The organism is Siphonobacter sp. SORGH_AS_1065, from assembly GCF_030818595.1.
GTDB lineage: Bacteria > Bacteroidota > Bacteroidia > Cytophagales > Spirosomataceae > Siphonobacter.
The window spans coordinates 2625842-2648971 of sequence record NZ_JAUTAM010000004.1; the positions used below are offsets into that span (position 1 = coordinate 2625842).

At 45.9% G+C, this 23130-nt stretch carries 21 protein-coding genes; all 21 read right to left on the bottom strand.

Annotated features, from left to right (window positions below):
- Positions 1-119: 119 nt before the first annotated feature.
- Positions 120-2960, bottom strand: a complete 2841-nt coding sequence (locus tag QE390_RS11605) for a sialate O-acetylesterase (protein ID WP_307142256.1) — start codon at positions 2958-2960, stop codon at positions 120-122.
- Between the two features lie 196 nt (positions 2961-3156).
- The gene (locus QE390_RS11610) at positions 3157-4716 is read right to left on the bottom strand and encodes a hypothetical protein (protein ID WP_307142257.1); all 1560 of its coding nucleotides are present in this window, start codon (positions 4714-4716) and stop codon (positions 3157-3159) included.
- A gap of 235 nt (positions 4717-4951) precedes the next feature.
- Complete coding sequence (gene obgE / locus QE390_RS11615; protein ID WP_106638501.1) at positions 4952-5956, bottom strand: GTPase ObgE; 1005 nt, start codon at positions 5954-5956, stop codon at positions 4952-4954.
- A 273-nt stretch (positions 5957-6229) separates the two neighbouring features.
- Complete coding sequence (locus QE390_RS11620) at positions 6230-6808, bottom strand: adenylate kinase (RefSeq protein ID WP_106638500.1); 579 nt, start codon at positions 6806-6808, stop codon at positions 6230-6232.
- Between the two features lie 109 nt (positions 6809-6917).
- Positions 6918-7673: a 3-deoxy-manno-octulosonate cytidylyltransferase gene (gene kdsB, locus QE390_RS11625; RefSeq protein ID WP_307142258.1), complete on the bottom strand. Its 756-nt coding sequence runs from the start codon at positions 7671-7673 to the stop codon at positions 6918-6920.
- A 97-nt stretch (positions 7674-7770) separates the two neighbouring features.
- Entirely contained in the window at positions 7771-8784 is a 1014-nt protein-coding gene (locus tag QE390_RS11630; protein WP_106638498.1) for a transaldolase family protein, read from the bottom strand.
- Positions 8785-9017: 233 nt separating this feature from the next.
- The gene (locus QE390_RS11635) at positions 9018-9539 is read right to left on the bottom strand and encodes a gamma carbonic anhydrase family protein (RefSeq protein ID WP_307142259.1); all 522 of its coding nucleotides are present in this window, start codon (positions 9537-9539) and stop codon (positions 9018-9020) included.
- Between the two features lie 71 nt (positions 9540-9610).
- Entirely contained in the window at positions 9611-10945 is a 1335-nt protein-coding gene (argH, locus tag QE390_RS11640) for an argininosuccinate lyase (RefSeq protein ID WP_307142260.1), read from the bottom strand.
- 156 nt (positions 10946-11101) lie between these two features.
- Complete coding sequence (locus QE390_RS11645; protein WP_106638495.1) at positions 11102-11623, bottom strand: NADH-quinone oxidoreductase subunit J; 522 nt, start codon at positions 11621-11623, stop codon at positions 11102-11104.
- A 42-nt stretch (positions 11624-11665) separates the two neighbouring features.
- Positions 11666-12184 (bottom strand): NADH-quinone oxidoreductase subunit I, encoded by a 519-nt coding sequence (locus QE390_RS11650; RefSeq protein ID WP_307142261.1) that lies wholly within the window; start codon positions 12182-12184, stop codon positions 11666-11668.
- Between the two features lie 87 nt (positions 12185-12271).
- Positions 12272-13420 (bottom strand): NADH-quinone oxidoreductase subunit NuoH, encoded by a 1149-nt coding sequence (gene nuoH / locus QE390_RS11655; RefSeq protein WP_106638494.1) that lies wholly within the window; start codon positions 13418-13420, stop codon positions 12272-12274.
- A 100-nt stretch (positions 13421-13520) separates the two neighbouring features.
- Positions 13521-14621 carry a 2Fe-2S iron-sulfur cluster-binding protein gene (locus tag QE390_RS11660; RefSeq protein ID WP_307142262.1) on the bottom strand — a complete coding sequence of 367 codons (1101 nt, stop codon included), beginning with the start codon at positions 14619-14621 and terminating at the stop codon, positions 13521-13523.
- Positions 14622-14754: 133 nt separating this feature from the next.
- Positions 14755-16104, bottom strand: coding sequence for an NADH-quinone oxidoreductase subunit NuoF (gene nuoF / locus QE390_RS11665; RefSeq protein ID WP_307142263.1), 1350 nt, complete (start codon positions 16102-16104; stop codon positions 14755-14757).
- A gap of 85 nt (positions 16105-16189) precedes the next feature.
- A complete protein-coding gene (gene nuoE, locus QE390_RS11670; RefSeq protein ID WP_307142264.1) occupies positions 16190-16693 on the bottom strand; it encodes an NAD(P)H-dependent oxidoreductase subunit E in 504 nt (167 codons plus the stop codon).
- Positions 16694-16697: 4 nt separating this feature from the next.
- The gene (gene nuoD / locus QE390_RS11675; RefSeq protein WP_232793861.1) at positions 16698-17981 is read right to left on the bottom strand and encodes an NADH dehydrogenase (quinone) subunit D; all 1284 of its coding nucleotides are present in this window, start codon (positions 17979-17981) and stop codon (positions 16698-16700) included.
- Positions 17982-17994: 13 nt separating this feature from the next.
- Positions 17995-18495 carry an NADH-quinone oxidoreductase subunit C gene (locus QE390_RS11680; protein ID WP_106638490.1) on the bottom strand — a complete coding sequence of 167 codons (501 nt, stop codon included), beginning with the start codon at positions 18493-18495 and terminating at the stop codon, positions 17995-17997.
- 44 nt (positions 18496-18539) lie between these two features.
- Complete coding sequence (locus tag QE390_RS11685; protein WP_106638489.1) at positions 18540-19097, bottom strand: NADH-quinone oxidoreductase subunit B; 558 nt, start codon at positions 19095-19097, stop codon at positions 18540-18542.
- Between the two features lie 39 nt (positions 19098-19136).
- Positions 19137-19538: an NADH-quinone oxidoreductase subunit A gene (locus tag QE390_RS11690; RefSeq protein ID WP_106638488.1), complete on the bottom strand. Its 402-nt coding sequence runs from the start codon at positions 19536-19538 to the stop codon at positions 19137-19139.
- A 179-nt stretch (positions 19539-19717) separates the two neighbouring features.
- A complete protein-coding gene (locus QE390_RS11695) occupies positions 19718-21091 on the bottom strand; it encodes a neutral/alkaline non-lysosomal ceramidase N-terminal domain-containing protein (RefSeq protein WP_307142265.1) in 1374 nt (457 codons plus the stop codon).
- Between the two features lie 71 nt (positions 21092-21162).
- On the bottom strand, positions 21163-21633 hold the full coding sequence (locus tag QE390_RS11700; RefSeq protein ID WP_106638486.1) for a DUF3299 domain-containing protein: 471 nt from the start codon (positions 21631-21633) through the stop codon (positions 21163-21165).
- 107 nt (positions 21634-21740) lie between these two features.
- Positions 21741-22982 (bottom strand): ABC transporter permease, encoded by a 1242-nt coding sequence (locus QE390_RS11705; RefSeq protein ID WP_106638485.1) that lies wholly within the window; start codon positions 22980-22982, stop codon positions 21741-21743.
- Positions 22983-23130 lie beyond the last annotated feature (148 nt).

A 23130-nucleotide genomic window follows, 5' to 3' on the forward strand; every position in this document is an offset into this window, starting at 1 on the left:
AATACACAAGGTCAAGAGTTAACGATAGGCAAAGACCAGTTTCTGTTCCGCTAGATTAATAGGCTGGGCATAAAAAAACCGGACGTTACTAGCGTCCGGTTTTTCGTAAAGTACTATTTCTAAGGTACTATTGTCAAACGCTTACTTCTTTCGAAGCCGTCGGCCTTTAACCGTATAATGTAAATACCCGGTAAGCGTCCCAGATCGATGAATTTACGTTCGTTGAACTCATTGATCCGGCCATTATAAATTACAGTTCCTGACATCGTTGTAACGCTTACCTCAGCCCCTTGCCAGTTTTCTTTAGTCTCCAGCGTGAATGCTCCAGTTGGGCTCGGGTTTGGATAAACCACAAATCCATCCTGATTAGCATCGTAAGCATAAGTAAATGCTGCTGAGGTGGCCGAAGTACATTCGAATTTACCAACGGGAGCAATGTTATATTCAATCACGCTTTTTACCCGGTAGGTTCCTTCTTTTAAAGGTTTGAAATACACGGAATTAAATGTACTGGTATCAGAACCATTAATCCATGAATTTCGGGTTCCGGGCACATTAGCCTGAGCCTGTAAAGTGTAAGGACCTACCTGAGCAATTTTAGGAACGTCTGGATTTGGACGAACCGATACCGTTACCTTATCAGAACGGTTTTTACAGCCATTGGCATCCGTAGCCTGAGCGTAATAGTCACCACTAATTTTAGCCGTAACCAAAGCCGTAGATGACACCGTTTGTTCAGCTAATATCCAGGAAGGAGTTTGAGTGGTATTTGCTCGGAGTGTTACGGTACCGCCTTCACAAAAAGCTAAAACGCCTGAAACTACAGTAGCTGTTGGTTTGGCTGGTAATGCGTTGACTTTTACCAACACAGGATCAGAGCTAGGCGAGGGGCAATTTGCCGTGCTAATGGTCTGAACCTGGTAAGAACGAGCGGTGTTGGTCGTAATACTGGAAGTAGTAGCGTTGTTGTAATTCCATAGATACGTTCCTTCAGAAGTGCTGGAGGTTAACTCTACGGATTCGTTAGCACAGATCGTTACTGTACGGGTGCCATCGATAGTTCTATTAGCCTGAATGGTAGGTTTCGCCGGAATGGGATTAACTGTAATCTGAATGCCGGCAGAGGCAACCGAGCGGCACTGATTCGCATCAATGATTTGTACGGAATAGGTGCTGCTAGTTTGGGGTTTAATACTCTTGGTATTGGCCCCGTTACTCCAGATATAACCCGCAGCATCCTGCGTCGTTGTAAGTGTGCGATCTGTTCCCGCACAATAACTGAGAGCTCCATCAGCCGTGATGCTGGGTTGGGATGGTCTTGGGCGTTGTCCCAGGGTAATGGATTCAGAAGTATAAGTACAGCCTAGAACATCTTTATACGTAAGCGTATACGTTTCTCCAGTCGTTCCAGTGATGCTCTGAGTAGTCGCTCCATTACTCCAGGTATTACCCGTGTTATAGTTAGACGCCAGGGTAGGTGTTACTCCTTCGCAATAATAAACACTTGAGCCGTCTTGTAATATATTACCTCCAATAGCCGGACGATCGGGCACCTTGTATGGGAAAGAAAAAATAGTATTGTTACCGTTCTTGATTTTAGCCATATAAGCATTCCCAGAACCGACGGTAATACTAGCTCCTGCTTGTCCGTTACTCCAGCTATATGGATTTTGATTGGGGACGCTGAGCGTAAGCGAGTTATTAGAAGCACAGGTAGCCGTTATGTTCACCAGAGGGTTAGCCAGCTTGGGAGTAGAGTTAGTAAGTACGTTAGACGTTAGAAGGGAGTTAACCCAAACCTCTGCTGCTGATGATAGACCATTGGTCGTAAAATGTACATCATATGGAGGTCCCAGACGTGGAATAGCAACATTATCCGTGTTAGGGCCTGCGTATACATTAGCTACTGAGGAAATAACCTGATTCTGGGCATCAATGACAGGTTGCCAGGTTAAACCAGAGTTGTAGGTGGCTCGAGCGACTACCCAGCTAAGCTGGTTATAACCTATATCGGCCCGACTTTTTTGAATAACCAAAGTTAAGTCACTTACGTATTGGGAAGTAGGAGTCTGAGAGGTTGCATCGTCAGCTTCGCCCTGATGCCATAGTACCGAACGGACACCCGTTAACGAAACGTAATAATTAAGCGTGTTTTTGAGGTTGTCATAAGGATAACCAGTAGGAAAGTAACTAGCTTCACCACAAGTGGTACAGTAACGGTTTTGAGTACGCTTACCTTCGGATGACTCTCGCCAGTTTTTAACAGTGGTAGATCCAAAGGATGTATTATAGAAGAGAATGGGTACATTTAACCTTTGAGCTAAAGCGTCCCCTACCTTCCCCCAGTACCAGGCTGTAAATCCTACCGGAGCAAGGCGATCATTAGCCGACATTTTCTTATAGCTAGGAATTTGGGGATAACTTGGAGAAGCTGTAGTAATACTATTATATAAATAAAAAGTAGGCTCTGTACTACTGTCCCCATTAGCATAGTTGGAAGCATCGGCAATAGTAACTCGATCATCATTTGGTTCAGATGGAGTAATGCGAGAGTCAGTAACACCCTGAGCATTGGATTGTCCGGCAATGACGAAAACTTCGCCTACACCTACTCGCTCTACAGCCTGAGCATTCACAATTGTACTGCCGCTCACGCCCCTGACTTCAAGTTTATACCAGCCGCCTGTCACCGAAACAGAGCCGGAAAAAAAGCCATTGGAAACCTGCGACATGGTAGTCCAATCAATGGCAGTTCCCCCATTGACTGGGGTAAGCTTTGCCTCAATTCGATCAACAGGTTGGTAATAGTTACCGGAAATCTGAACGGTAGCTTTGTTGGAATTATCTCGCTGAAAAACGATTCGTTCCATTGGGAAAGTAATAACTACCTGAGCTTCAGAAGCGAAGGGGATAAATAAGTAACCCAGAAGAAAAATAAAAGTATAGAGAAAAGACCTCATGAGTTAAAGGTTTTCAAAAAAAAGAGAGTAACCAGTTTTGGCAGCCCTCACTAACAAAATTATGAATAACCATTAGGAAATAGAATCCGCTTACTAGCTATTCAGTTTCCTGGCATTCCATGATTACCATTGAGTATAAACGAATAAAATTCATTCACAGATGGTCAACGCTCAAAATTCTTTACCTGAACCCACCCTAAATCTCTTTAACGCTGATTTGACTATTAATGTTTGAGATCTGGTATTTGGTGGGATGAACGAGCTTTTTATGACCTTCAATAGTGACAATATAGATATCATAGACCTGATCTGGTGAAAGATAAGCCGCTGAAAAACTACCTGTAAATCCGTTTGCATAGTACTTATTACCCATTGAAAATAAGTAAGACTTCAAGGAGAAACGCTTCTGACGACCTGGAATAATATGATTCTGAGTTGCACTTTTTAGGACAATGTAAGCCCCATCGTTTTTTACCGTGTTCCTCGTATAGGTCTCGTTATGGAAGGAAAGTATCGAATCGTTGTAATCTACGTTTAAAGGAAAACGACTTGAATCGACTTGATAGGGTTTATCGAAAAAATAAGGTTCTGGCAATTGATAAATTCCTGAAGCTATGGCTTGTTCAGTAATCGTATCAACGGCAGATTTTAGACTTACATAAATGGGCGAACTAGGCAATGCCCGATTATGCTGCCAACCATATATATCTGTATTCCTTTCTTTGTAATAAAAGTCCAGTGGAGCGAGGTATTCAAAATAACTGAAGCCAAAAATACAGAGGCTAATCCCCAGCCAAATTTTACTTCCTAACTGTATATAGTTAGATTTAAGATGGGTAAATACCAGAATAGAAATAAGGATTAACCAGATAAATCCAATGTGTTTGTAGCGACTGATTAAGACTGCCTCCGGACCGTCCATCGCTCTACCTACAGCAAAAGCAATAATGATAATGCTTAGGTGAATAATGCTTCCCCAAAGGGTAATTTTCCAGCGAGGGAAAACATAAATATCGTGCGAGAAGAAGCTGTGTTTTAGTAATAAAAAGGCATAATAGAACAGCACTCCCCAAAAGATCATTCCCGCAAACAGAATGAGGGTTACCCGGTTGGTATGAGCAAATAAAGTATTGACATCAGCTGGAAGACCGCTGAATGCCAGAAAGTTATAGATAATTAATTTGGGATGGGCAAAGTTGTCAGATAACTTGGGCCGATAAGCCGGAATTTCTAGATTGTGATAATAAAGCCAGATCATGGCACCCATAGCTATCACCCAGATGGCAACGTACTTCCACTGTCTTTGTAGAATCAGAACGGCGATGCCAGCGGGTAAAACAAAGGTTCCGCTTATATCACTGAAAATGGCAAGTATTCCCATCAGGACAGCGGTAATGATTCGAACGGGCGTGGGGGAATACAGATTATAAAAAGTACCAATCGCAAAAAAATAAACGATGATATGCTGAAGGGGAATCATTCCCCAGAAAATGGCTTCGTAATACTGAATATGAAATAATAATAAAGCACAGCAAAGGAGGAGAATAGCAGGCAACTGGGCTCCTTTAATAATCGTATAAAAGAAGTATAATAACCCAATAATGGAAAGCAAACCCACGAACATTTGAATGCGTAAATCCAGACTTCCATGAACGGCATAAATAAGTAAAGCAATAACCCGATCCAGTACAATTCTACGCTCGTCGTCCTGGGTCCAGATTATTTTTACAAACTCATTCCAGGAAAAATGAGGCATATTTTTAAAAGCCGTAACGGGTTCTAATAAGGCATCATAATCGTCCTGAAAAGGTATATTGCTAACGTAACTAAAAAAAGTATAAAAAAATAGTAATATAGGAATAATGCTTAATACTATAACCCATTTAAAACTGTTAGTATCTTTCGATATAGCAAGCATTTGATTGAAGGGTAATGATTGTTGAGGCTGAACGAATGAATAGATCCTGATAAATAATCAGGATCTATAAAAACTAGATACTAGCAGGAGAAGCGTTTAACGTCTCCCAGATTAAGTCCAGTAGAGGACGTAACCCTTCGCGAGTGACTGCCGAGAAGTACAAATGAGGTATTCCGGCAGGTATTTGTTTCTCGATATCTTTTTTCTCTTCCTCGGTAATTAAGTCCATTTTTGAAATGGCTAATAGTCGCTGTTTATCGAGTAATTCCGGGTTGTATTCCCTTAATTCATTCAATAATACTTCGTATTCTTCGCCTACATTTTCAGAAGTGGAAGGAATAACAAACAGAAGGATAGAGTTGCGTTCAATGTGTCGCAGGAAGCGTAACCCCAGCCCTTTACCCTGAGAGGCCCCTTCAATAATCCCCGGAATGTCAGCCATGACAAACGAACGGAAATCGCGATAGGGCACCACACCCAGATTGGGGACAATGGTCGTAAAGGGATAATCAGCGATTTCAGGTTTTGCTGCCGATACTACCGATAACAAGGTTGATTTACCCGCATTAGGGAATCCTACCAGACCTACATCAGCCAACACTTTCAGCTCCAGAATGAACCAGATTTCCTGCCCTTCTTCACCGGGTTGTGAGGTATGTGGTGCCTGATTCGTGGAGGTTTTGAAGTGGCTGTTGCCCAGGCCACCGCGACCGCCTTCCAGCAGAATCACTTCCTGGCCATCTTCGGTAATTTCGAATAAAACCTCTCCCGTTTCCGCGTCTTTAGCTACGGTTCCCAGCGGTACTTCCAGAAACACATCTTCCCCCCGGGCTCCCGTGCGACGACCGCCTTCACCGGGTTGACCTTTGGTGGCAATAACGTGTTTCCGATATTTAAGGTGTAATAAAGTCCATACCTGCGTGCTGCCACGAAGAATTATATGTCCGCCACGTCCGCCATCGCCACCGTCTGGGCCACCCAGCGGGACGTGTTTTTCCCGACGAAAGTGGGAAGATCCAGCTCCTCCAGGACCTGAACGGCAACAGATTTTTACGTAATCAATAAAGTTAGTAGTCACAGCCTCGTTAAGTACTCATATCCGGTTATTCTGACACCGATATGAAGATTATGGTTGCTTTGCAATGAAATTTTGCACAAAGATACAGGATTATCCCTCAGCTACCGCGATAGCTGCTTGGTGCGGTCTTTCTATTGAAAAGGTGATTAGGCGGTTTTGGCAAGTTAATTACCTTTAAAACCTACCTGATGATTAAAATGTTTTGAATGAAAATAGGCTGTTTCGGAAGTAAATTTCCCGAAACAGCCTACGATGCACAGCCTTTTAGATGAACTAAATGGTAGCTTTTTCTATGGCCGTGCAGATTTTCTCAAAAATAGCTTCGATGGCTCCGATTCCGTAGATGGAAGAGTATTTGCCCTGATTCTGGTAGTAATTCGCTACTGGAAGGGTTTTATCATTATACTCCTGAACCCGCTTGCGGATCAGTTCTTCATTCTGATCGTCGGGACGGCCAGACGTTTTACCACGCTCCAGTAAACGGCGGGTTAACTCTTCCGCTTCTACTTCCAGAGCTACCATGGCTGAAATGGCCGTGCCATTTTCTTCCAAAAGGGTATCTAAAGCTTCTGCCTGTTTTACCGTACGGGGAAACCCGTCGAAAATAAAACCAGCGGCTTCTTTATTCTCTTTCAGCTTGTTGTCGATCATGCCAATCACTACTTCATCAGGAACGAGTAATCCCTGATCCATCAGTGATTTGGCCCTTAGACCCAGTTCGGTACCTGCTTTGATTTCAGAGCGAAGCAGATCGCCGGTGGATAAATGGACGAGCTTGTATTTGTCAATCAATTTTTCGCTCTGGGTTCCTTTCCCGGCTCCCGGAGGGCCAAAGAGTACCAAATTAAGCATGAGACTTGTTGATATTCAGAATGAAACGATTTTTTCAGGGCAGCAAAGGTACAACACAGCCTGAAAACAGAAAGCATTCGGACAATTTTTCCTGTAAGGTACTGTCCGGTTAGGAGTTGAACAGATGCGTAAGCTTGTTCAAATCTTCAGGAGTGTCGATACAGGGAGAATCGTAAGTGGTTTCAACGACCTGAATTTTATAGCCTGCTTCCAGCCAGCGAAGTTGTTCCAGAGATTCCGCTTTTTCGAGAGGAGAAGGAGCTAGTTTCGTGATCTCAGCCAGAATATCCTTGCGATAGGCATACATGCCTACGTGACGGTAATAGGTATGGTGTAAATGCCACTCGGCAGGATCGACATTTCGCAGGTAAGGGATGGCCTGACGGCTAAAGAGAATCACTTCTCCCTGGGCATTCAGTACGATTTTAGCTTCACCCGGATCGAAAAGAGTTTCGGCACTCGTCACTTTCAGCATTTGGGTGCCTAATTCTACATTACCATCCAGAGCCGCAATCAGTTCATTAATCTGAATGGGATTAATGAAAGGCTCATCTCCCTGAACATTAACTACGTATTGAATCTCGGTATCGCCTGTATGGTGAGTTTCCAGATAAATAGTCAGAGCTTCCGCACAACGATCCGTACCACTGACGTGATCGTCCCGGGTAATGACGGCTTTTCCGCCAAAAGCCTGCACGTGTTCGGCGATGCGAATATCATCAGTAGCCACAATGACATCAATGAAATTAGCGGCTTTCGTGGCTTCATAGACGCGTTGAATCATGCTCTTTCCGTGAATATCAATCAGGGGTTTACCCGGAAAGCGGGTAGAGGCATAACGGGCAGGGATAATTCCGAGTACCATAGTTTTGGAAAATCGTAACTGATGAGGTAATGACAAAATTGCCTCCTTTCTGGCATAAATCCGAAAGGAGGCAATTGCTTTATCGAACTAAAAAGATTTAGTCGTTTTTCAGATCCTGAATATCCAGCATACCTACAGGTTTGCCGTTTTCAGTCACCAGAATGGTATCAACGCTGGTTTTCTTGAAAATAGCCGCAGCCGCATCCAATAACTGTGTACTTTCAATAGAAATCGGCGTTCCGTATTCGAAATCACCCATGGTTTTTGAAAGAATATCACGACCGAATTCAGCCAGTTTACGACGAAGGTCACCATCCGTGAATACGCCTTTCAGGTTACCTGCGGCGTCTACTACGGTTACGCAACCAAAACCAAATTCCGTCATTTTAACGATGGCTTCCGTTACCGATAAATCTTCTGTAACGATAGGATTGATGCTATTAATAGCCTGTCCTACGGTCACCGTAATCAGACGGGTATGCTCAATGAACTGGTTCGTTCCGATGGCCGTGAAGTTATTTTCAGTCAGGGCTTTCATCAGTTTCCAGGGCACAGTAATGGTGTGACATCCCAGATCAATGGCGTTACGAACGTGCTCGGTGTTACGAACCGACGAGAACATTACTTTCGAATCGAAACCGTAAGCGTCTACCAGTTCCACTACGTCTCCGATCAGCGTCAGGGCATCGTACCCCTGATCCTGCATCCGTCCGGCTAGTACGCAGATGTACGTTGCTCCGGCAACGGCTGCCATATACGCCTGTTGAATGGTATAAACGAGGTGAACGTTTACTTTCAAACCCCGATCTACCAACATACGGCAGGCTTTTACACCTTCCAGCGATACTGGAATTTTGAAAACCGTACGCTGAGGGTCTAAGCCTAAAGCCAGTTGACGATCTGCATCCGCTACGATGGCTTCTGCTGTTTCACCTAAAGCTTCGATTTGAAGAACAGGAACAATTTTAGAAAGCTCCACGATGGTCGCGTCGAGATCACGAACACCTTCGCGGTGCATAAAAGTAGGGGTAGTGGTAAGGCCGGTCAGGAAACCGAGTTGAAAAGCCTCTTTAATTTCTTTTAAATCAGCAGAATCAAGATACAACTCCATGTGTGTAGTAGCATTAGGTAGTTTCCAAGTCGGATTATCCCGCTGGATAACCGAGTTTACAGGAAAACCTTTTTAATGAATAGGATCAAACTTGTTTTCAGGCAAAGTAAATCGCCAGAGAAGCGGCTGCAAAGTTGGTGATTTTAAAGCAAAATCTGACGAGAAATGGGATTCGTTTTTAAGAAGACGTTATTCTTATCAAGTAACAAGACCAGAACGCCCGGAAAATAGACTTACCATTCCTGTTCTTTAAACCATCCAGCGTACATGACGTAGTTATTAGCGGTACGGTCAAAAACCTCGGCGGCGGCTTCGGAGACAGGTTTTAACAGTTTGGCGGGGTTACCCGCGTAGATACTTCCGGGAGGAACAATCGTGTTTTGGGTAACGATGGCTCCGGCGGCGATGATACTTCCGGTACCAATCACAGCTCCGTCCATCACGATGGCCCCCATGCCAATCAGCACGCGGTCTTCGATGGTGCAGCCGTGTACAACGGCATTATGGGCAATGCTAACGTAATCGCCAATGATAGTTTGACTTTTCTGATACGTACAGTGAATCACAGCTCCGTCCTGAATATTACTGCGGTTACCGATTCGAATAGCATTCACGTCTCCCCGAATGACGGCGTTGAACCAAACGGTGCAGTCTTCACCCATAATCACGTCTCCAACGATGGTAGCATTGGGGGCTAACCAGCAATTTTGCCCGAATTCGGGTTTATGATTCTGAACGGGAAGAATTAAGGCCATGGTGATGAGGGATTAAATTGCAAAACAAAGCTGCCAGCTTTTCTGCTGGCAGCGGAGAATCTGCTATCGAATTAGGCTAATAGCTGTTCAATCGCGGCGTGCACCTGCTCGAAGCCAAAGCCTTGCAATTGAGCGTTCATTAGCTCCGTGATTTGTTCATTAGCAGGGTTACCGATACTTCCTAAATGGCTATGTCTCAGATCGCGGGAAGCGGTATAACTGCCATCGCCGATTTCTTTTCCCACCTGACGATAGGCATCCCGGAAAGGAACACCTTCAATCACCAGCTCATTCACACGTTCGACGCTGAAGAGTAAGTCGTATTTTTCGTCTTTTAGCAATTCCGTTTTTACCTGAATATTCTCCAGCATATAAGCCGTAATGTCCAGGCAATCCAAGATTTCTTCGATGGCGGGCATCAGGATTTCTTTCAGTAACTGCATGTCGCGGTGATACCCCGAAGGCAGGTTACTCAGCACCAGTGTTACCTCCATCGGCAGAGCTTTCAGTCGATTGGTTTTACCGCGTAATAACTCCGCCACGTCGGGGTTTTTCTTGTGCGGCATAATGCTGCTGCCCGTTGTTAATCCATCGGGTAGCGTCAGGAAGGCGAAGTTTTGGGAGTTGTATAAACAAACATCCATCGCCAGTCGCGAAAGCGTTTGGGCGAGGTTTGCAATGGCAGTTAAAGCCATCCATTCCGTTTTTCCCCGGCTCATCTGGGCGTAAACGACGTTATAGTGCAGTCCTTCAAAACCCAGTAAATCTGTCGTTTGCTGACGATCCAGCGGGAAGGAAGAGCCATAACCCGCTCCGCTTCCCAGTGGGTTACGGTTGGCGAAGTGGTAAGCCGTTTGTAATAAAGCCACATCATCCACCAGCGATTCCGCGTAAGCTCCAAACCATAAGCCGAAAGACGAAGGCATGGCGATTTGTAAGTGCGTATAACCGGGTAACAAATCGTTTTTGTGCTGTTCTGAACGCTTCATCAGCGTGTCAAATACACGTTTGGTTTCCTGGGTGATCTGCTCCAGGCGATCCCGGGTGAAAAGTTTCAGATCGACTAAAACCTGATCGTTACGACTGCGACCGGAGTGAATTTTCTTGCCAATGTCGCCTAGTTTGCGGGTTAACATCAGTTCTACCTGTGAGTGAACGTCTTCGATGCCGTCTTCAATCTCAAAATTCCCCGCCTGAATCTGTTGATAGATTTCCTTCAGTTCACGTTCCAGATCGCCCAGTTCGGCTGCTTCCAGCAAACCTACGGAGGTGAGCATGCGGGCGTGAGCGAGGTTACCCAGTACGTCGAAGGGAGCCAGGTATAAATCCATTTCACGATCCCGACCGACGGTAAATTTTTCTATTTTTTCAGAAGTCGAAACGCCTTCTTTTTGCCACAATTTCATTCTTAAACGTTGAGAGTTTAGCGTTTGCAGGAAAAGCTGAAACGGGTAATCCACTAATCGAATCACAAAAAACCGAAAAAGGAGCGAGCAATAAAAGAAAAACCCCGCAGACCTGTGGAGGATACGGGGTTTGGTACTAATGAATAAGAACGTAACCTAGAAGTGACGCTCTCCTTTTTCACGCTTTCCAATGATAATTGCCCCGACCATAGCAATGAAAAACAGGACGGTAACTAATTCAAAAGGAAGCAGATAATCCCGGAATAACAGATCACCCAGGGTTTCGACATAACCCGTTTTAATATTGAACTGCTCGCTTGGAGGCATGGGGTATTGCAGGCGGCGAATCGAAGCGATAATGGCTCCCAGAATCGCCAGACCCATGACGAAGGCTCCAATTTTGGTTAGGTTATTTTTCGTTTCTTCCCGGTATTCCCGCAAGTTCAGGAACATTACGACGAAGAGGAAAAGTACCATGATTGCCCCGGCGTAAACAATCATGTTTACTACGCCGAGGAATTGTGCATTAAGTAAAAAGTAATGACAGGAAAGCAGGAAAAACGTAAGGACCAGCGAGAGAACGCTATACATCGGATTTCTGACCAGAATGACTGCTAATGCGGAGATTAGGGTCAGAGCCGTCAGAATATACCAGATTTTATCGGCAGTGATAGGCATAAACTAATAAAGGTCAGTTTTGAAAAAGCAAATCTGGATTCATTACTTCCAGCCTTCGCGGAGGTAACGTTTATCCATGTTTTCTACGAGCTTGTCCTTGCCGTAAATCACCTCGTCACGTGACATGAAAACGGGGACAAACTCATCGTGGCGAAGGTAAATAGCCTGTTTGGGACAGGCTTCTTCGCAGAAACCGCAGAAGATACAACGCAGCATGTTAATCTCATACACAGCGGCGTATTTCTCTTCCCGATACAGATGCTCTTCCCCTGATTTACGTTCGGCAGCTACCATCGAAATAGCTTCGGCTGGGCAGGCTACGGCACAAAGTCCGCAGGCCGTACAGCGTTCCCGACCGGCTTCATCTTTTTTCAGAATATGATGTCCGCGAAAAACGGGGCCGAGGTAACGCTTTTGCTCGGGGTAGTTAATCGTCGGTTTTTTCTTGAAAAAGTGCTTGAGTGTAATAGCCATCCCACTGGCAATCGCCGGAAGATACATCCGCTCCGCCAGCGACATCTCGCTCTTGTCAATTTTCTTGGATCTATTGGTTAATTGCATTGGAGTTTTGAGTTTGGAGTTTAGGGTTTTGAGTTGGATTTCAGAGTACAAAACTTAAAACCCTAAACCCAAAACGCTAAACTCATCTTATCTTACGGGAGCGGCTTCGAGGATGCCTCGGGCGGCTTTGGGTTTCAGGGCAGCCTGAACAAGGGCTACGCCAACAATTAAAATAACGGCTACCCAGCTAAACCAGCGGATTTCGAACATAAGCCCAATGCCGGTAACAACGATGTTTAGAATCGCTAAGGGAATCAAACTCTTCCAGCCCAGATTCATTAACTGATCGTAACGGAAACGGGGCAGGGTCCAGCGAACCCACATGAAGAAGAAAACGAAGAACAGAGCTTTGGCAAAGAACACGCCGAAGCCAATGGCCGTGGCAATGTTATGCCCTGTAGCATCAGTACCTAAAGCTTCCGCTACTTTGTCCATGAAGGGATAATTAAATCCGCCAAAGTAAAGGGCTGAAACCACGCAGGAGGACACGAACATGTTGATGTATTCGGCGAAGAGATAGAAACCCAGTTTCATCGACGAATATTCGGTGTGATACCCCCCAATCAATTCGGCCTCGCATTCGGGTAAGTCGAAGGGCGTACGGTTACATTCCGCAAAGGCACAGGTCAGGAAAATGATGAAGCCCAGTGGCTGATACAACAAATTCCAGGAACCGCCGTGCTGGGTATTGATAATGTCACGCACCGACAGACTGCCCGTCATCATGATGATTGCAATGAGGGACAAACCCATAGCCAACTCATAGCTAATGTTTTGAGAAGCCGCACGAATGGCACCAAGCAGGGAGAATTTGTTATTGGAAGCCCAGCCTCCGACCATTACGCCGTAAACGCCCAGCGAAACGATTCCGAAAACCCAGAGAATTCCAATATTAACCTCAATGCCCTGCACCTGTACTTCGTCTGAACCCACGATGATGGTATCGCCAAAGGGAACAACGGCAGAAGATAATAAAGCCGTGAGCATCGCCAGACAGGGGCCAGCGATGAAAAGCCATTTATTGGCCTGAGCGGGAATGAAGTCTTCTTTGAAGAACATTTTTCCAGCATCGGCCAGCGGTTGTAATAAGCCGCCCCATCCAGCTCGGTTCGGACCGGGCCGATCCTGCATATACCCGGCTACTTTCCGTTCGGCCCAGGTAGAGTACATCGCCACCACGAGCGAAAGCCCAAAGATGACCAGAACAATAATTGCTTTAATCCAGAATATGTCCATCAGTATTTAGGTTTGGAGTTTAGAGTTTTTAGTTTGGAGTTTTGCGTTTATTCAGTTGTGAAATGCTACTGGTAACTCAAAACCCTCAACTCAAAACATCTTACTTGTCTTCTGCCCAGTTTTGGATAGAACGGATGCCTGCTACGGCTGATTCGCCGGCGGGTGGAATGAGTTGCTTGAACCGTTCTTCGGGTAACTGTTTGATCGTTAACTGACTGGTGTCCCGACCTTCGTGTACGTCTTTATACTGCGAGGCGGCCAGTCGGCGGGCAAACTCGGGAACAATCTTATTCGCTCCGTATTTATTCGCTGATATGACCGAATGGCGGGCTACTTTGGTTGGACCTTCAATGGTCCAGTCCGCTGTATTTTTACGTTCAAAGCGGCAGGTGTTGCAAATAAAGTCCAGTACTTCACCCCACTGATTCTTCCGAGCCGTTACCCGGATTACTTCGTCACCGCGATACCAGAGCGTGACTTTACCCGAGCATTTCTCGCAATCGCAGTGAGCATCCACAGGTTTAGTAAACCAGACCCGATTTTTGAAGCGATACGTTTTATCAGTTAGGGCACCTACCGGACAAACGTCAATAACATTCCCCGAAAAATCATTATCAATGGCTTTTTCGATATACGTTGAAATCTCCGCGTGATCGCCCCGGTTTAGTACGCCATGAACGCGTTTGCCCGTAATCTGATCGGCCGTAAACACACAACGGTAGCAAAGGATGCACCGGGTCATGTGTAGCTGAATATTCGGACCTAGATCCTGTTTCTCGAACGTGCGGCGTTCCTCTTCGTAACGGGTTTGCTGCACCCCATGCTGGAAGGAAAAATCCTGCAAATGGCATTCGCCCGCTTGATCGCAAATGGGGCAATCGAGCGGGTGGTTAAGCAACAGGAACTCAACAATTCCTTTACGAGTCTCCAGCACCTGTTCGTTAATCGTATTTTCAACGATCATGCCATCCTGAACCTGCGTGATGCAGGAAGGAACCAGCTTGGGCATCGGACGAGGGTCTTTTTCAGAACCCGCCGTGACCTTCACCAGACAGGCCCGGCATTTACCTCCCGAAGCTTTCAAGGGCTCGTAATAACACATGGCAGGCGGGGCTACCTCCGGGCCAATTTTACGAGCCGCCTGAAGAATGGTAGTTCCAGGTTCAACCTCAATCGTAATATTATCAATCGTAACTTTCATGTCTATTACAATTTTGAATGAGTGAATGATAGAATGAGTGAATCTAAATCACCAGTCACGTTCTATGTATTCATCATTATTAGATTGAGATAGAATGAGTTATTCAATCATTCTATCATTCAAAATTCACTCATTAAACCAGTTCCATGTGTCCTTTATAGATGGCTCCGGGGCGAGTGGCTTCCTGAGGATGGGTAATATGCCATTCGAACTCATCCCGGAAGTGGCGAATCGCCGAGGCTACGGGCCAGGCTGCCGCATCCCCTAAGGGACAAATGGTATTCCCTTCTATTTTTTTAGCTACGTCGACCAGCAAGTCAATGTCGTGCATGGAGCCGTGACCGTGTTCGATGCGGTGTAATACTTTCTCCATCCAGCCGGTTCCTTCACGGCAGGGGGAACATTGTCCGCAGGATTCGTGGTGATAGAAGCGGGAGAAATTCCAGGTATTTTTTACGATACATGCCGTTTCGTCCATGGCAATGAATCCCCCCGAACCCATCATGGTACCCGTGGCAAATCCACCATCCGAAAGCGATTCATAAGACATGAGTCGATCTTCGCCGTTGGCCGTTTTTAATAACATGGCCGCAGGAAGAATAGGGACGGAAGAACCTCCGGCCACGACGGCTTTCAAATGATGACCATCCCGAATGCCGCCACACCATTCGTCCGAGTAGATGAATTCCTGAACGGGTAAGCCCAAAGGAATTTCATAAACGCCGGGTTTTTTTAGGTGACCGGACGCAGAAATTAGTTTTGTTCCCGTTGAACGGCCAATACCGATGGCTGCGTAGGCATCGCCCCCATTGTTGACAATCCAGGAAGTTGTAGAAATCGACTCTACGTTATTTACTACCGTTGGGCATTGGTATAAACCCTTGACGGCAGGGAAAGGAGGTTTATTACGGGGATTCCCGCGTTTTCCTTCCAACGATTCCAGTAGAGCAGTTTCTTCGCCACAGATGTAAGCTCCGCCACCGGGTTGTACGTACAACTCCAGATCGTAGCCGGAACCAAGGATGTTTTTACCCAGAAAGCCGGCTGCTTTTGCTTCCGCAATGGCTTGTTCCAAAATACGAACTACGTACATTAACTCCCCGCGAACGTAGATGTAACTCGTATTGGCACCCAGAGCATAACTGGAAACGATCATTCCTTCGATTAACAAGTGAGGAATGGTTTTCATTAACCAGTGATCCTTGAACGTGCCGGGCTCGGATTCGTCGCCGTTACAAACCAGGTAACGGGGAACGCCTTCGGGTTTGGCCAGGAATGACCACTTCATCCCCATCGGGAACCCTGCCCCTCCGCGACCGCGAACGCCCGATTTTTTCACCTCTTCCACCACTTCGTCGGGGGTCATGGTTTTCAGGGCTTTTTCCACGGCGGTATACCCACCGTTTTTGCGGTATACGTCAAAGGTCTCAATTCCCGGAATATGGGTTTTATCCGTAAGTATTTTAGGACGCTCGCTAGTCATAAGTAGGGTTTAGAGTTTAGGGTTTTGTGTTTAAAGTTGAGAGTTAATGAACTCAAAACCCTAAACGGAAAAACTCCAAACATCACTATTTTCTGAGTTCATCAATGATTTCGTCTACTTTTTCGATGGTCAGGTGCGTGTAGTATTTTTCACGAATCTGAAAGCAGGGGCCCCAGCCGCAAGCCGCTAAACATTCGACGGGCTTAATGGTGAAAAGTTGATCCGCCGATGTTTCACCGTCCTGAGCACCGATTTTCTGTTTGAGGTGAGCGTAGACTTCCTCGCCTCCCATGAGCATACACGGCCCCGTCCGGCAGTATTCAATGACATGCTTACCTACGGGGTCGAGGTGATACATGGTATAGAAAGTGGCTACCTCGTATACTTCAATGGGTTGAATACCCAGAAATTCAGCGATGTAGTCCATGCCTTCGGTGGGTGTCCAGCCTTCCTGCTCCTGTAACAAATGGAGTAGGGGAAGTAAGGCCGATTTCTGACGACCTTCAGGGTAATGCGTAAGTAGTTCCTTCGCCCGTTTCAGACGCTCGGGGGTAAATTCTATGCGAGGTTTATCGGAGGTTTCAATCATAATCTTACGCGTCTAATTCACCAGCAATAACGTTCATACTACTCATGATGATAATGGCATCGGAAAGGGTCACTCCCTTACACATCTCGGGGTAGGCCTGATAAAAAATGAAACAGGGACGTCTCATTTTCAGTCGATAAGGGCTACGGCCACCGTCCGAAATCAGGTGAAAACCTAACTCACCATTACCGCCTTCTACCGCATGGTATACTTCGCCGACCGGAATCGGGATTTCACCCATCACAATTTTGAAGTGATAAATGAGGGCTTCCATGTTTCGATATACTTCCTGCTTGGGAGGTAAGTAAAACTCGGGAGCATCGGCGTGGAAGGGGCCTTCTGGTAAATTCTCGATGGCCTGTTTAATAATCTTGAAGCTTTCCCAGATTTCACCGTTACGCACCATGAACCGGTCATACGTATCGCCGGTATAACCTACGGGGATATCAAACTCAAAATCCTGATACGAAGAGTAGGGGTTCATGACCCGAACATCATAATCAATACCGGCAGCCCGAAGATTAGGACCACTGAAGCCGTATTGCAAAGCCATTTCCTGCGAAACAGGACCAACGCCTACGGTGCGATCAATGAAAATCCGGTTCCGGTTCAGCATTTTTTCAAACTCCTGCATCACGGGCGGGAAGGATTGAATAAACTCCCGGATTTTACGAATGGCTTCTTTCGAAAGGTCACGCTCCATGCCCCCAAAACGACCCATGTTTGTCGTGAGACGGGCCCCGCACATTTCTTCGTAGATCTCGTAAATCTCCTCGCGTTTCTGCATGACGTAAAGGAAACCCGTGAAGGCCCCTGAGTCTACGCCCAGAATGGAGTTACAGATCAGGTGATCGGCAATGCGGGCGAGTTCCATCATAATTACCCGGATGTACTGAGCCCGTTTGGGCACTTCAATGCCGAGTAACTTCTCAACCGTCATGTGCCAGCCCATGTTATTAATTGGGCTGGAGCAGTAATTCATCCGGTCCGTCAGCGTCGTAATCTGATACAGCGGACGGCGTTCGGCAATTTTCTCAAACGCCCGGTGGATATAGCCAATCGTTGGCACGCCTGAAACGATCTTTTCCCCATCCATGGTCAGGATGTTCTGGAAAATACCGTGGGTAGAGGGGTGCGTCGGGCCGAGGTTCAGCGTCGTTAATTCGCGACCATCTTCCGAAACAATGGGTACTCCGTCTTTCAGGGCCAGGTTACCGACCTGCGGTCCCATCACAGCCGTCTGGTTACGTTGGGTAAGCGTATTTTGAGTGGTGATATCTTCGCTCATCTGTCTCTGAACATTATCTGCCGAAAAGGGCATCGATTTTATCCTGCCGGGTAGCATCTTCCAGCGGGTATTCTTTACGCATCGGGAAATAATCCATTTCCTCAATGTTCAAAATTCGAATCAGGTTAGGGTGGCCCACGAAATTGATTCCGAAGAAATCATAGGCTTCGCGTTCCATCCAGTTAGCTGATTTATAAACGTCAACGAGGGTTGGTACGTCGGGAGCATCGATGGGGACGAAGATTCGAACCATCAGACGGTGGTTATTCGTCCAGCTATGAACGTGATAAACCACACTTAATTCGCCGCCCTTGTTATCAGGGTAATGAATGCCCGCCAAATCCGTCAGGTACTGAAACTGAAAGGTCGGGTGTTTATAAAGATACTCAATCATGGGTTTGGCCGTCTCTACCGTAGTAAAGACACTCATGATTTCGTGGTGCTCTTCAAATCCAGCAATCTTATCTCCAAACTGCGAAAGCAGATCGTCGGCTATTTCCTGATTAGTCAGCATATCAAAAAGAATGAAAGAAAGAGGAACAGATTCCTACCTTTCGTTTACTTGATAATTCCGTAAGATTCCAGCAAAGCCTGGTATTCGGGCGAATCCCGCCGACGCAGTGGCTCGTTTTTCACGATTTCCTGTAACTGCATCACACCATCCAGAATTTGCTCGGGGCGGGGCGGGCAACCCGGCACGTATACGTCCACCGGAACCACCCGATCAATACCCTGAAGTACGGAATAGGTATCAAAAATACCGCCGGAAGAAGCACAGGCTCCTACCGCAATAACCCAGCGAGGCTCAGCCATCTGGATATACGTTTGCCGAACAATGGGAGCCATTTTCTTGGCAATGGTACCCATCACCAACAGCATATCCGACTGACGGGGTGAAAAGCTGGGACGTTCTGAACCAAAACGGGCCAGATCGTACGTAGCTCCCATCGTTGCCATGAACTCAATTCCGCAGCAGGAAGTAGCAAAGGGAAGCGGCCAGAGTGAGTTACTACGGGCCAGGGCAATTACTTTTTCAAAAGAGGTGGCAAAGAAACCCGATCCGCCGTAGCCGTCAGGAGCATCCACCAGTTTAATATTATTCGGTCTTTCGCTCATGATTTTCCATGTGGATTAAAGTAAATCTAAGGATGCAGGTTAGTCCTGATCCCACTTTAATACCCCTTTTTTAATTACGTAATAAAAGCCCGCCAGCAGAAGTAACATGAACACAATCATTTCTCCAAACACCAGCATGCCCATTCCCTGGGATTTGAACTTAAGGAAATTCACTGCCCACGGATACATGAAAATGATCTCTACATCAAAGAGAACGAAGAGAATAGCAGTAAGAAAATATTTTACAGAAATGGGCGTTCGGGCATCGCCATACACAGGGATACCGCACTCCCAGGGATCTTCTTTTCGAGCTGTACTGGTAGTCTTCCGACGCCCCGTCAGGAGGTGCGTAGCTACCATCGTCATGCCAATAAAGCCGGCTGCGGCGAGGAATTGCACCAAAACGGGTGCGAAGTCTGAGGGTAGGGAAGCCAATAACATAAGTAAATCCGATACGAGGTTAATACATCATGTGAGTCAATTACATGATATTAGAATTGTACTTTCTTTACTTACAAAAATCGCATTTTTGCCTGCTTCACCAAAAAATCATACTATTTTAGAATTATTCTAATTAATATATAAATATTACCTTAGTCCTTTCTTAATTTTATATTAAATCACAGTTTAATTAAAATTTTTCGCCCCGTTTCGACGAAGTAGCTTCCTGTGTTAGGACCAAACCAATTCATGGCCACACTTTCATAGGTGTCGCGAGTCCAGTATTTGTCGGGTGTGATATAACCGATGTAATTTCCATTGAAACTGGTTACTACCACGTGAAGATTTTTAGTTAATCCGGCGGATTCAAGTTCAGGAACCAGTTCACCCGAGAAGTCACAAGGCATTCCTAAGAAGGCAATATTTCCTACTCGCAGGGCTTTAATATTTGCGTCTGCTAGTCCGAACAGCATATCCCAGGCCCATTGCCGTACTTTCCAGCCTTTGGCAATCTGAAGCTGAGGCTTCCGCAAACTTACGGGCACGGTTACAAACTCCAGGGTTTGTTCAGGTCTGGTAACTATAGCATCGTATTGTTTCTGAATGTCACGGTGTAGGGCTAGGGCCTGATTATTCAACTCTTCATCGTCGTCTTTCCCTTCGGCTACGGGTCGCATGGAACCAACGGCCCCGGCCATGTAAGCGGCAAAGGTAACCGTACTTTTCTCCAGCGAATCCACTAACACACCGGGGTAATCCCTCGAAATGACCATATTATCTCCATTCAGAAGTGTCGCGTGAGCAGCATAAGTGACCAGCAAAGCCGTTTCACCCGACTGTTTTTTCATCTTCATCAAACGAATGTATGGATCGACGGTACCTTCATTCCCTACTAAGCGGTTTTCGAGTCGGGTGGGTTCGTTGATCTGAGCATAACCAATTTCGGTGGGAGCTAACTGCTGCGTGGCATGGGTAAGGGCCGTAATGATCTGTTTGGCAAGGAACTGAACCACCTGCGGGTCATACTTTCCCGCAATTAACTCACTACCTACGCCTCCCTGCCACCCGCCTTCACTGTTATGGCTGTGAATGGCTCCGTAATAAATATGATCGGCAGGGAAACCCAGGTTCTTGGGCCAGTTTGCTTGCACCGCGGCCACAATGGTTGGGGGAATAATCAATAAATCAGAAGCAACCATCGCCACGCGGGAGACTCCATTGTCAAACACAAAGGCCCGTACCCAAAGGGAGTCCCGAACACCAGTAGACACTTTACCCCGGCGATTTCCATAGCCTGCCAGCGGTGTCGCATGATCGGGGGTAATGTTTACCTTGGCCCATCCTACTTGTAAATTCTTCTGTTTTTTAGTCGAATCCTGCCGTTGCAGGGCCAGTTGCTGATCGATCTGCTCCAGCGATTGCTGCGTTTGCTGATAAGCCTCGGTCTGCGTATAGGGCGTTTCGTCAACGGTAGTGAGTGTAGCTAATAGAAGTACTAAAATCAGTATAATAAGAGCAAGAGAAACCTTGGTAATGATGCGTAAAAACTTCATAAGACCTGCGTTATGAACAAAAGAAAACCCCACCGAAAGGGTGGGGTAAAGATACTAAGGAATGCTCTGGATTATTCGCCCTGATAAATTTCAGCGTTTTCCAGAATATAGTTAAGCTCGTAAATATCGTTGGCGTTCAGCTTGAGGGTTCCCTTGAAGGTTTGTACTTCATCTACTTTAAAACGACGATTTTTCTTCATTTTCAGAGCCATAATTGTTTCAGGACCCGTACCTGTACAGAAGAAACACATCGAGTTCGGGTAAGCCGAAAGCACGAAGGTATTAGAAGTGATGTCCACCGGAACCAAGTAACCTTTGATGATTACTTCTTTATTATTCAATTTCTGTACACCGGGACCGAAATTGGGGTAGAGAATATACATCTTCTCTTCAGGATACCACTTTTTCTGAAATTTCACATCCTTCAGATTCTCCCAGCTAATCTTTGAAGGATCTGCCGCAGTGGCAACCTTTGTATCGGTCGTTGCCGCTACGAAGAGTCCAACAGCGACAAACAGAGAGAAAATCTTTAAAATATTCATGATATGGAAATGTTTTTCAGCTTCTTAAATCGTAACGCAAATTCTGCAAACAAAGTTACCTGAAAGAATAAATTTTTCAACACTGTTGCAGGAGGAACCGTAAAATCCTATTCTTCCGCCAGAGTTCTTGATAAATTCAGACGATACACATTTAAAGAAGGAAGAGCAGCGGCCAGCAGTCCAAGTACTAACACACCTCCTAACAGAATTCCTTCCAGAGGTGAGATGGCCAGCACTTCAAAGCTATAATGGAAACTCTGATCGGCTCCAGCGGAAAGAACGGCCAGCCCAACACGGCTCATGATGATTCCGAAGATGTACCCCAGAATACTAATAATCATCCCTTCCAGTAATAACATCAAAAACAGCTTGCTGCGGGTGGCTCCCATGGCGAGCATCAAAGCCATTTCGTATTTACGTTCTTTCAGGGAATTATAAAGGGATACAAAAACGCTGATTCCCGCAATGACAATGATGACCAGAGCCATCCAGCGAATGGTATCCACACCAACGCCCAGTAAATCCAGCATTCGGGTGATCTCCAGAGCGGGTGACGCCGCCTGAAGTTTACTATTTTCATTGATAATCCGGGGAAGAATGACGTTCCCCATCGGATTCCGAAATTTGATCAGCAGGGAAGTAATTTCGTGGCTGGGCTCGTTGTCGGCGGTTGAGTCGCTGCCGGGACTACTAATCATTTCACTGATCACTTCGTTACCCTGACTTCCTTCCTGCCCTTCATGTACTTGCCAGATACTTTCGTACGGCGTCAGAATAATATTGTCAACTACCGAATTATTAGGAGCTGCAATACCCACTACCTTATATTTGGCATCACCGTGGACGTGTCCTTCTTCGTCAAAGCCGTGAGCACCAGCGAAAGTATCGCCCAATTTCAGACCCGTTTGCCGGGCTACTTTTGCTCCAATGACTGCCTCCATAGGCTTCTCAAACAGACGCCCTTCGGTTAGTTTTGCTTCAAAATGTGAAAAGTATTTAGAATTTGTTCCAACAATTCGGAACAATTTATAGTTATCACCCATAGCCAGTGGAATGGCTTCCTTAACCATGGGGTTACGCCCCAACATCATAGCATCCGAAAGCGGGATATTGCCCGTGGGTGAATCAATTTGATAAATCGAAGAAAGGATAATTTGGAGTGGACTGCCTTTCGCACCCACCACTAAATCAATTCCTTTTAGATTACGAGTGAATTTATCTTCTAATTGCTGACTGATTAGAAGTAGTAAAGAAATCAGGCCAACTCCGAGGGCCATCAATAGAGTACTTAAAAATGTACTCAGCGGTTTATCCCGCAAATTAGCCAGTGAAATCTTGATTACGTTCATGCTACAAAGTTGCAAAAAAACGGATACAGTGCTTGAAGTGATTTTATTTTTATCATAGATCAACTAAAAAGCCGAGTACATGGTAGAGTCATTGCAACTGTTTATCGATAAAATCCAATCCTTTGTATATATTCAGTAAAATGTTAAG

Coding starts and splice junctions, on each gene's coding strand:
- QE390_RS11650 (WP_307142261.1), bottom strand. CDS start 12,184: ATGCAATTAACCAATAGATCCAAGAAAATTGACAAGAGCGAGATGTCG.
- nuoH (WP_106638494.1), bottom strand. CDS start 13,420: ATGGACATATTCTGGATTAAAGCAATTATTGTTCTGGTCATCTTTGGG.
- QE390_RS11660 (WP_307142262.1), bottom strand. CDS start 14,621: ATGAAAGTTACGATTGATAATATTACGATTGAGGTTGAACCTGGAACT.
- QE390_RS11610 (WP_307142257.1), bottom strand. CDS start 4,716: ATGCCTCATTTTTCCTGGAATGAGTTTGTAAAAATAATCTGGACCCAG.
- nuoE (WP_307142264.1), bottom strand. CDS start 16,693: ATGATTGAAACCTCCGATAAACCTCGCATAGAATTTACCCCCGAGCGT.
- QE390_RS11620 (WP_106638500.1), bottom strand. CDS start 6,808: ATGCTTAATTTGGTACTCTTTGGCCCTCCGGGAGCCGGGAAAGGAACC.
- QE390_RS11685 (WP_106638489.1), bottom strand. CDS start 19,097: ATGAGCGAAAGACCGAATAATATTAAACTGGTGGATGCTCCTGACGGC.
- argH (WP_307142260.1), bottom strand. CDS start 10,945: ATGAAATTGTGGCAAAAAGAAGGCGTTTCGACTTCTGAAAAAATAGAA.
- QE390_RS11705 (WP_106638485.1), bottom strand. CDS start 22,982: ATGAACGTAATCAAGATTTCACTGGCTAATTTGCGGGATAAACCGCTG.
- QE390_RS11635 (WP_307142259.1), bottom strand. CDS start 9,539: ATGGCCTTAATTCTTCCCGTTCAGAATCATAAACCCGAATTCGGGCAA.
- QE390_RS11630 (WP_106638498.1), bottom strand. CDS start 8,784: ATGGAGTTGTATCTTGATTCTGCTGATTTAAAAGAAATTAAAGAGGCT.
- nuoF (WP_307142263.1), bottom strand. CDS start 16,104: ATGACTAGCGAGCGTCCTAAAATACTTACGGATAAAACCCATATTCCG.
- QE390_RS11605 (WP_307142256.1), bottom strand. CDS start 2,960: ATGAGGTCTTTTCTCTATACTTTTATTTTTCTTCTGGGTTACTTATTT.
- nuoD (WP_232793861.1), bottom strand. CDS start 17,981: ATGAGCGAAGATATCACCACTCAAAATACGCTTACCCAACGTAACCAG.
- QE390_RS11700 (WP_106638486.1), bottom strand. CDS start 21,633: ATGAATATTTTAAAGATTTTCTCTCTGTTTGTCGCTGTTGGACTCTTC.
- QE390_RS11680 (WP_106638490.1), bottom strand. CDS start 18,495: ATGCTGACTAATCAGGAAATAGCCGACGATCTGCTTTCGCAGTTTGGA.
- QE390_RS11690 (WP_106638488.1), bottom strand. CDS start 19,538: ATGTTATTGGCTTCCCTACCCTCAGACTTCGCACCCGTTTTGGTGCAA.
- QE390_RS11695 (WP_307142265.1), bottom strand. CDS start 21,091: ATGAAGTTTTTACGCATCATTACCAAGGTTTCTCTTGCTCTTATTATA.
- QE390_RS11645 (WP_106638495.1), bottom strand. CDS start 11,623: ATGCCTATCACTGCCGATAAAATCTGGTATATTCTGACGGCTCTGACC.
- kdsB (WP_307142258.1), bottom strand. CDS start 7,673: ATGGTACTCGGAATTATCCCTGCCCGTTATGCCTCTACCCGCTTTCCG.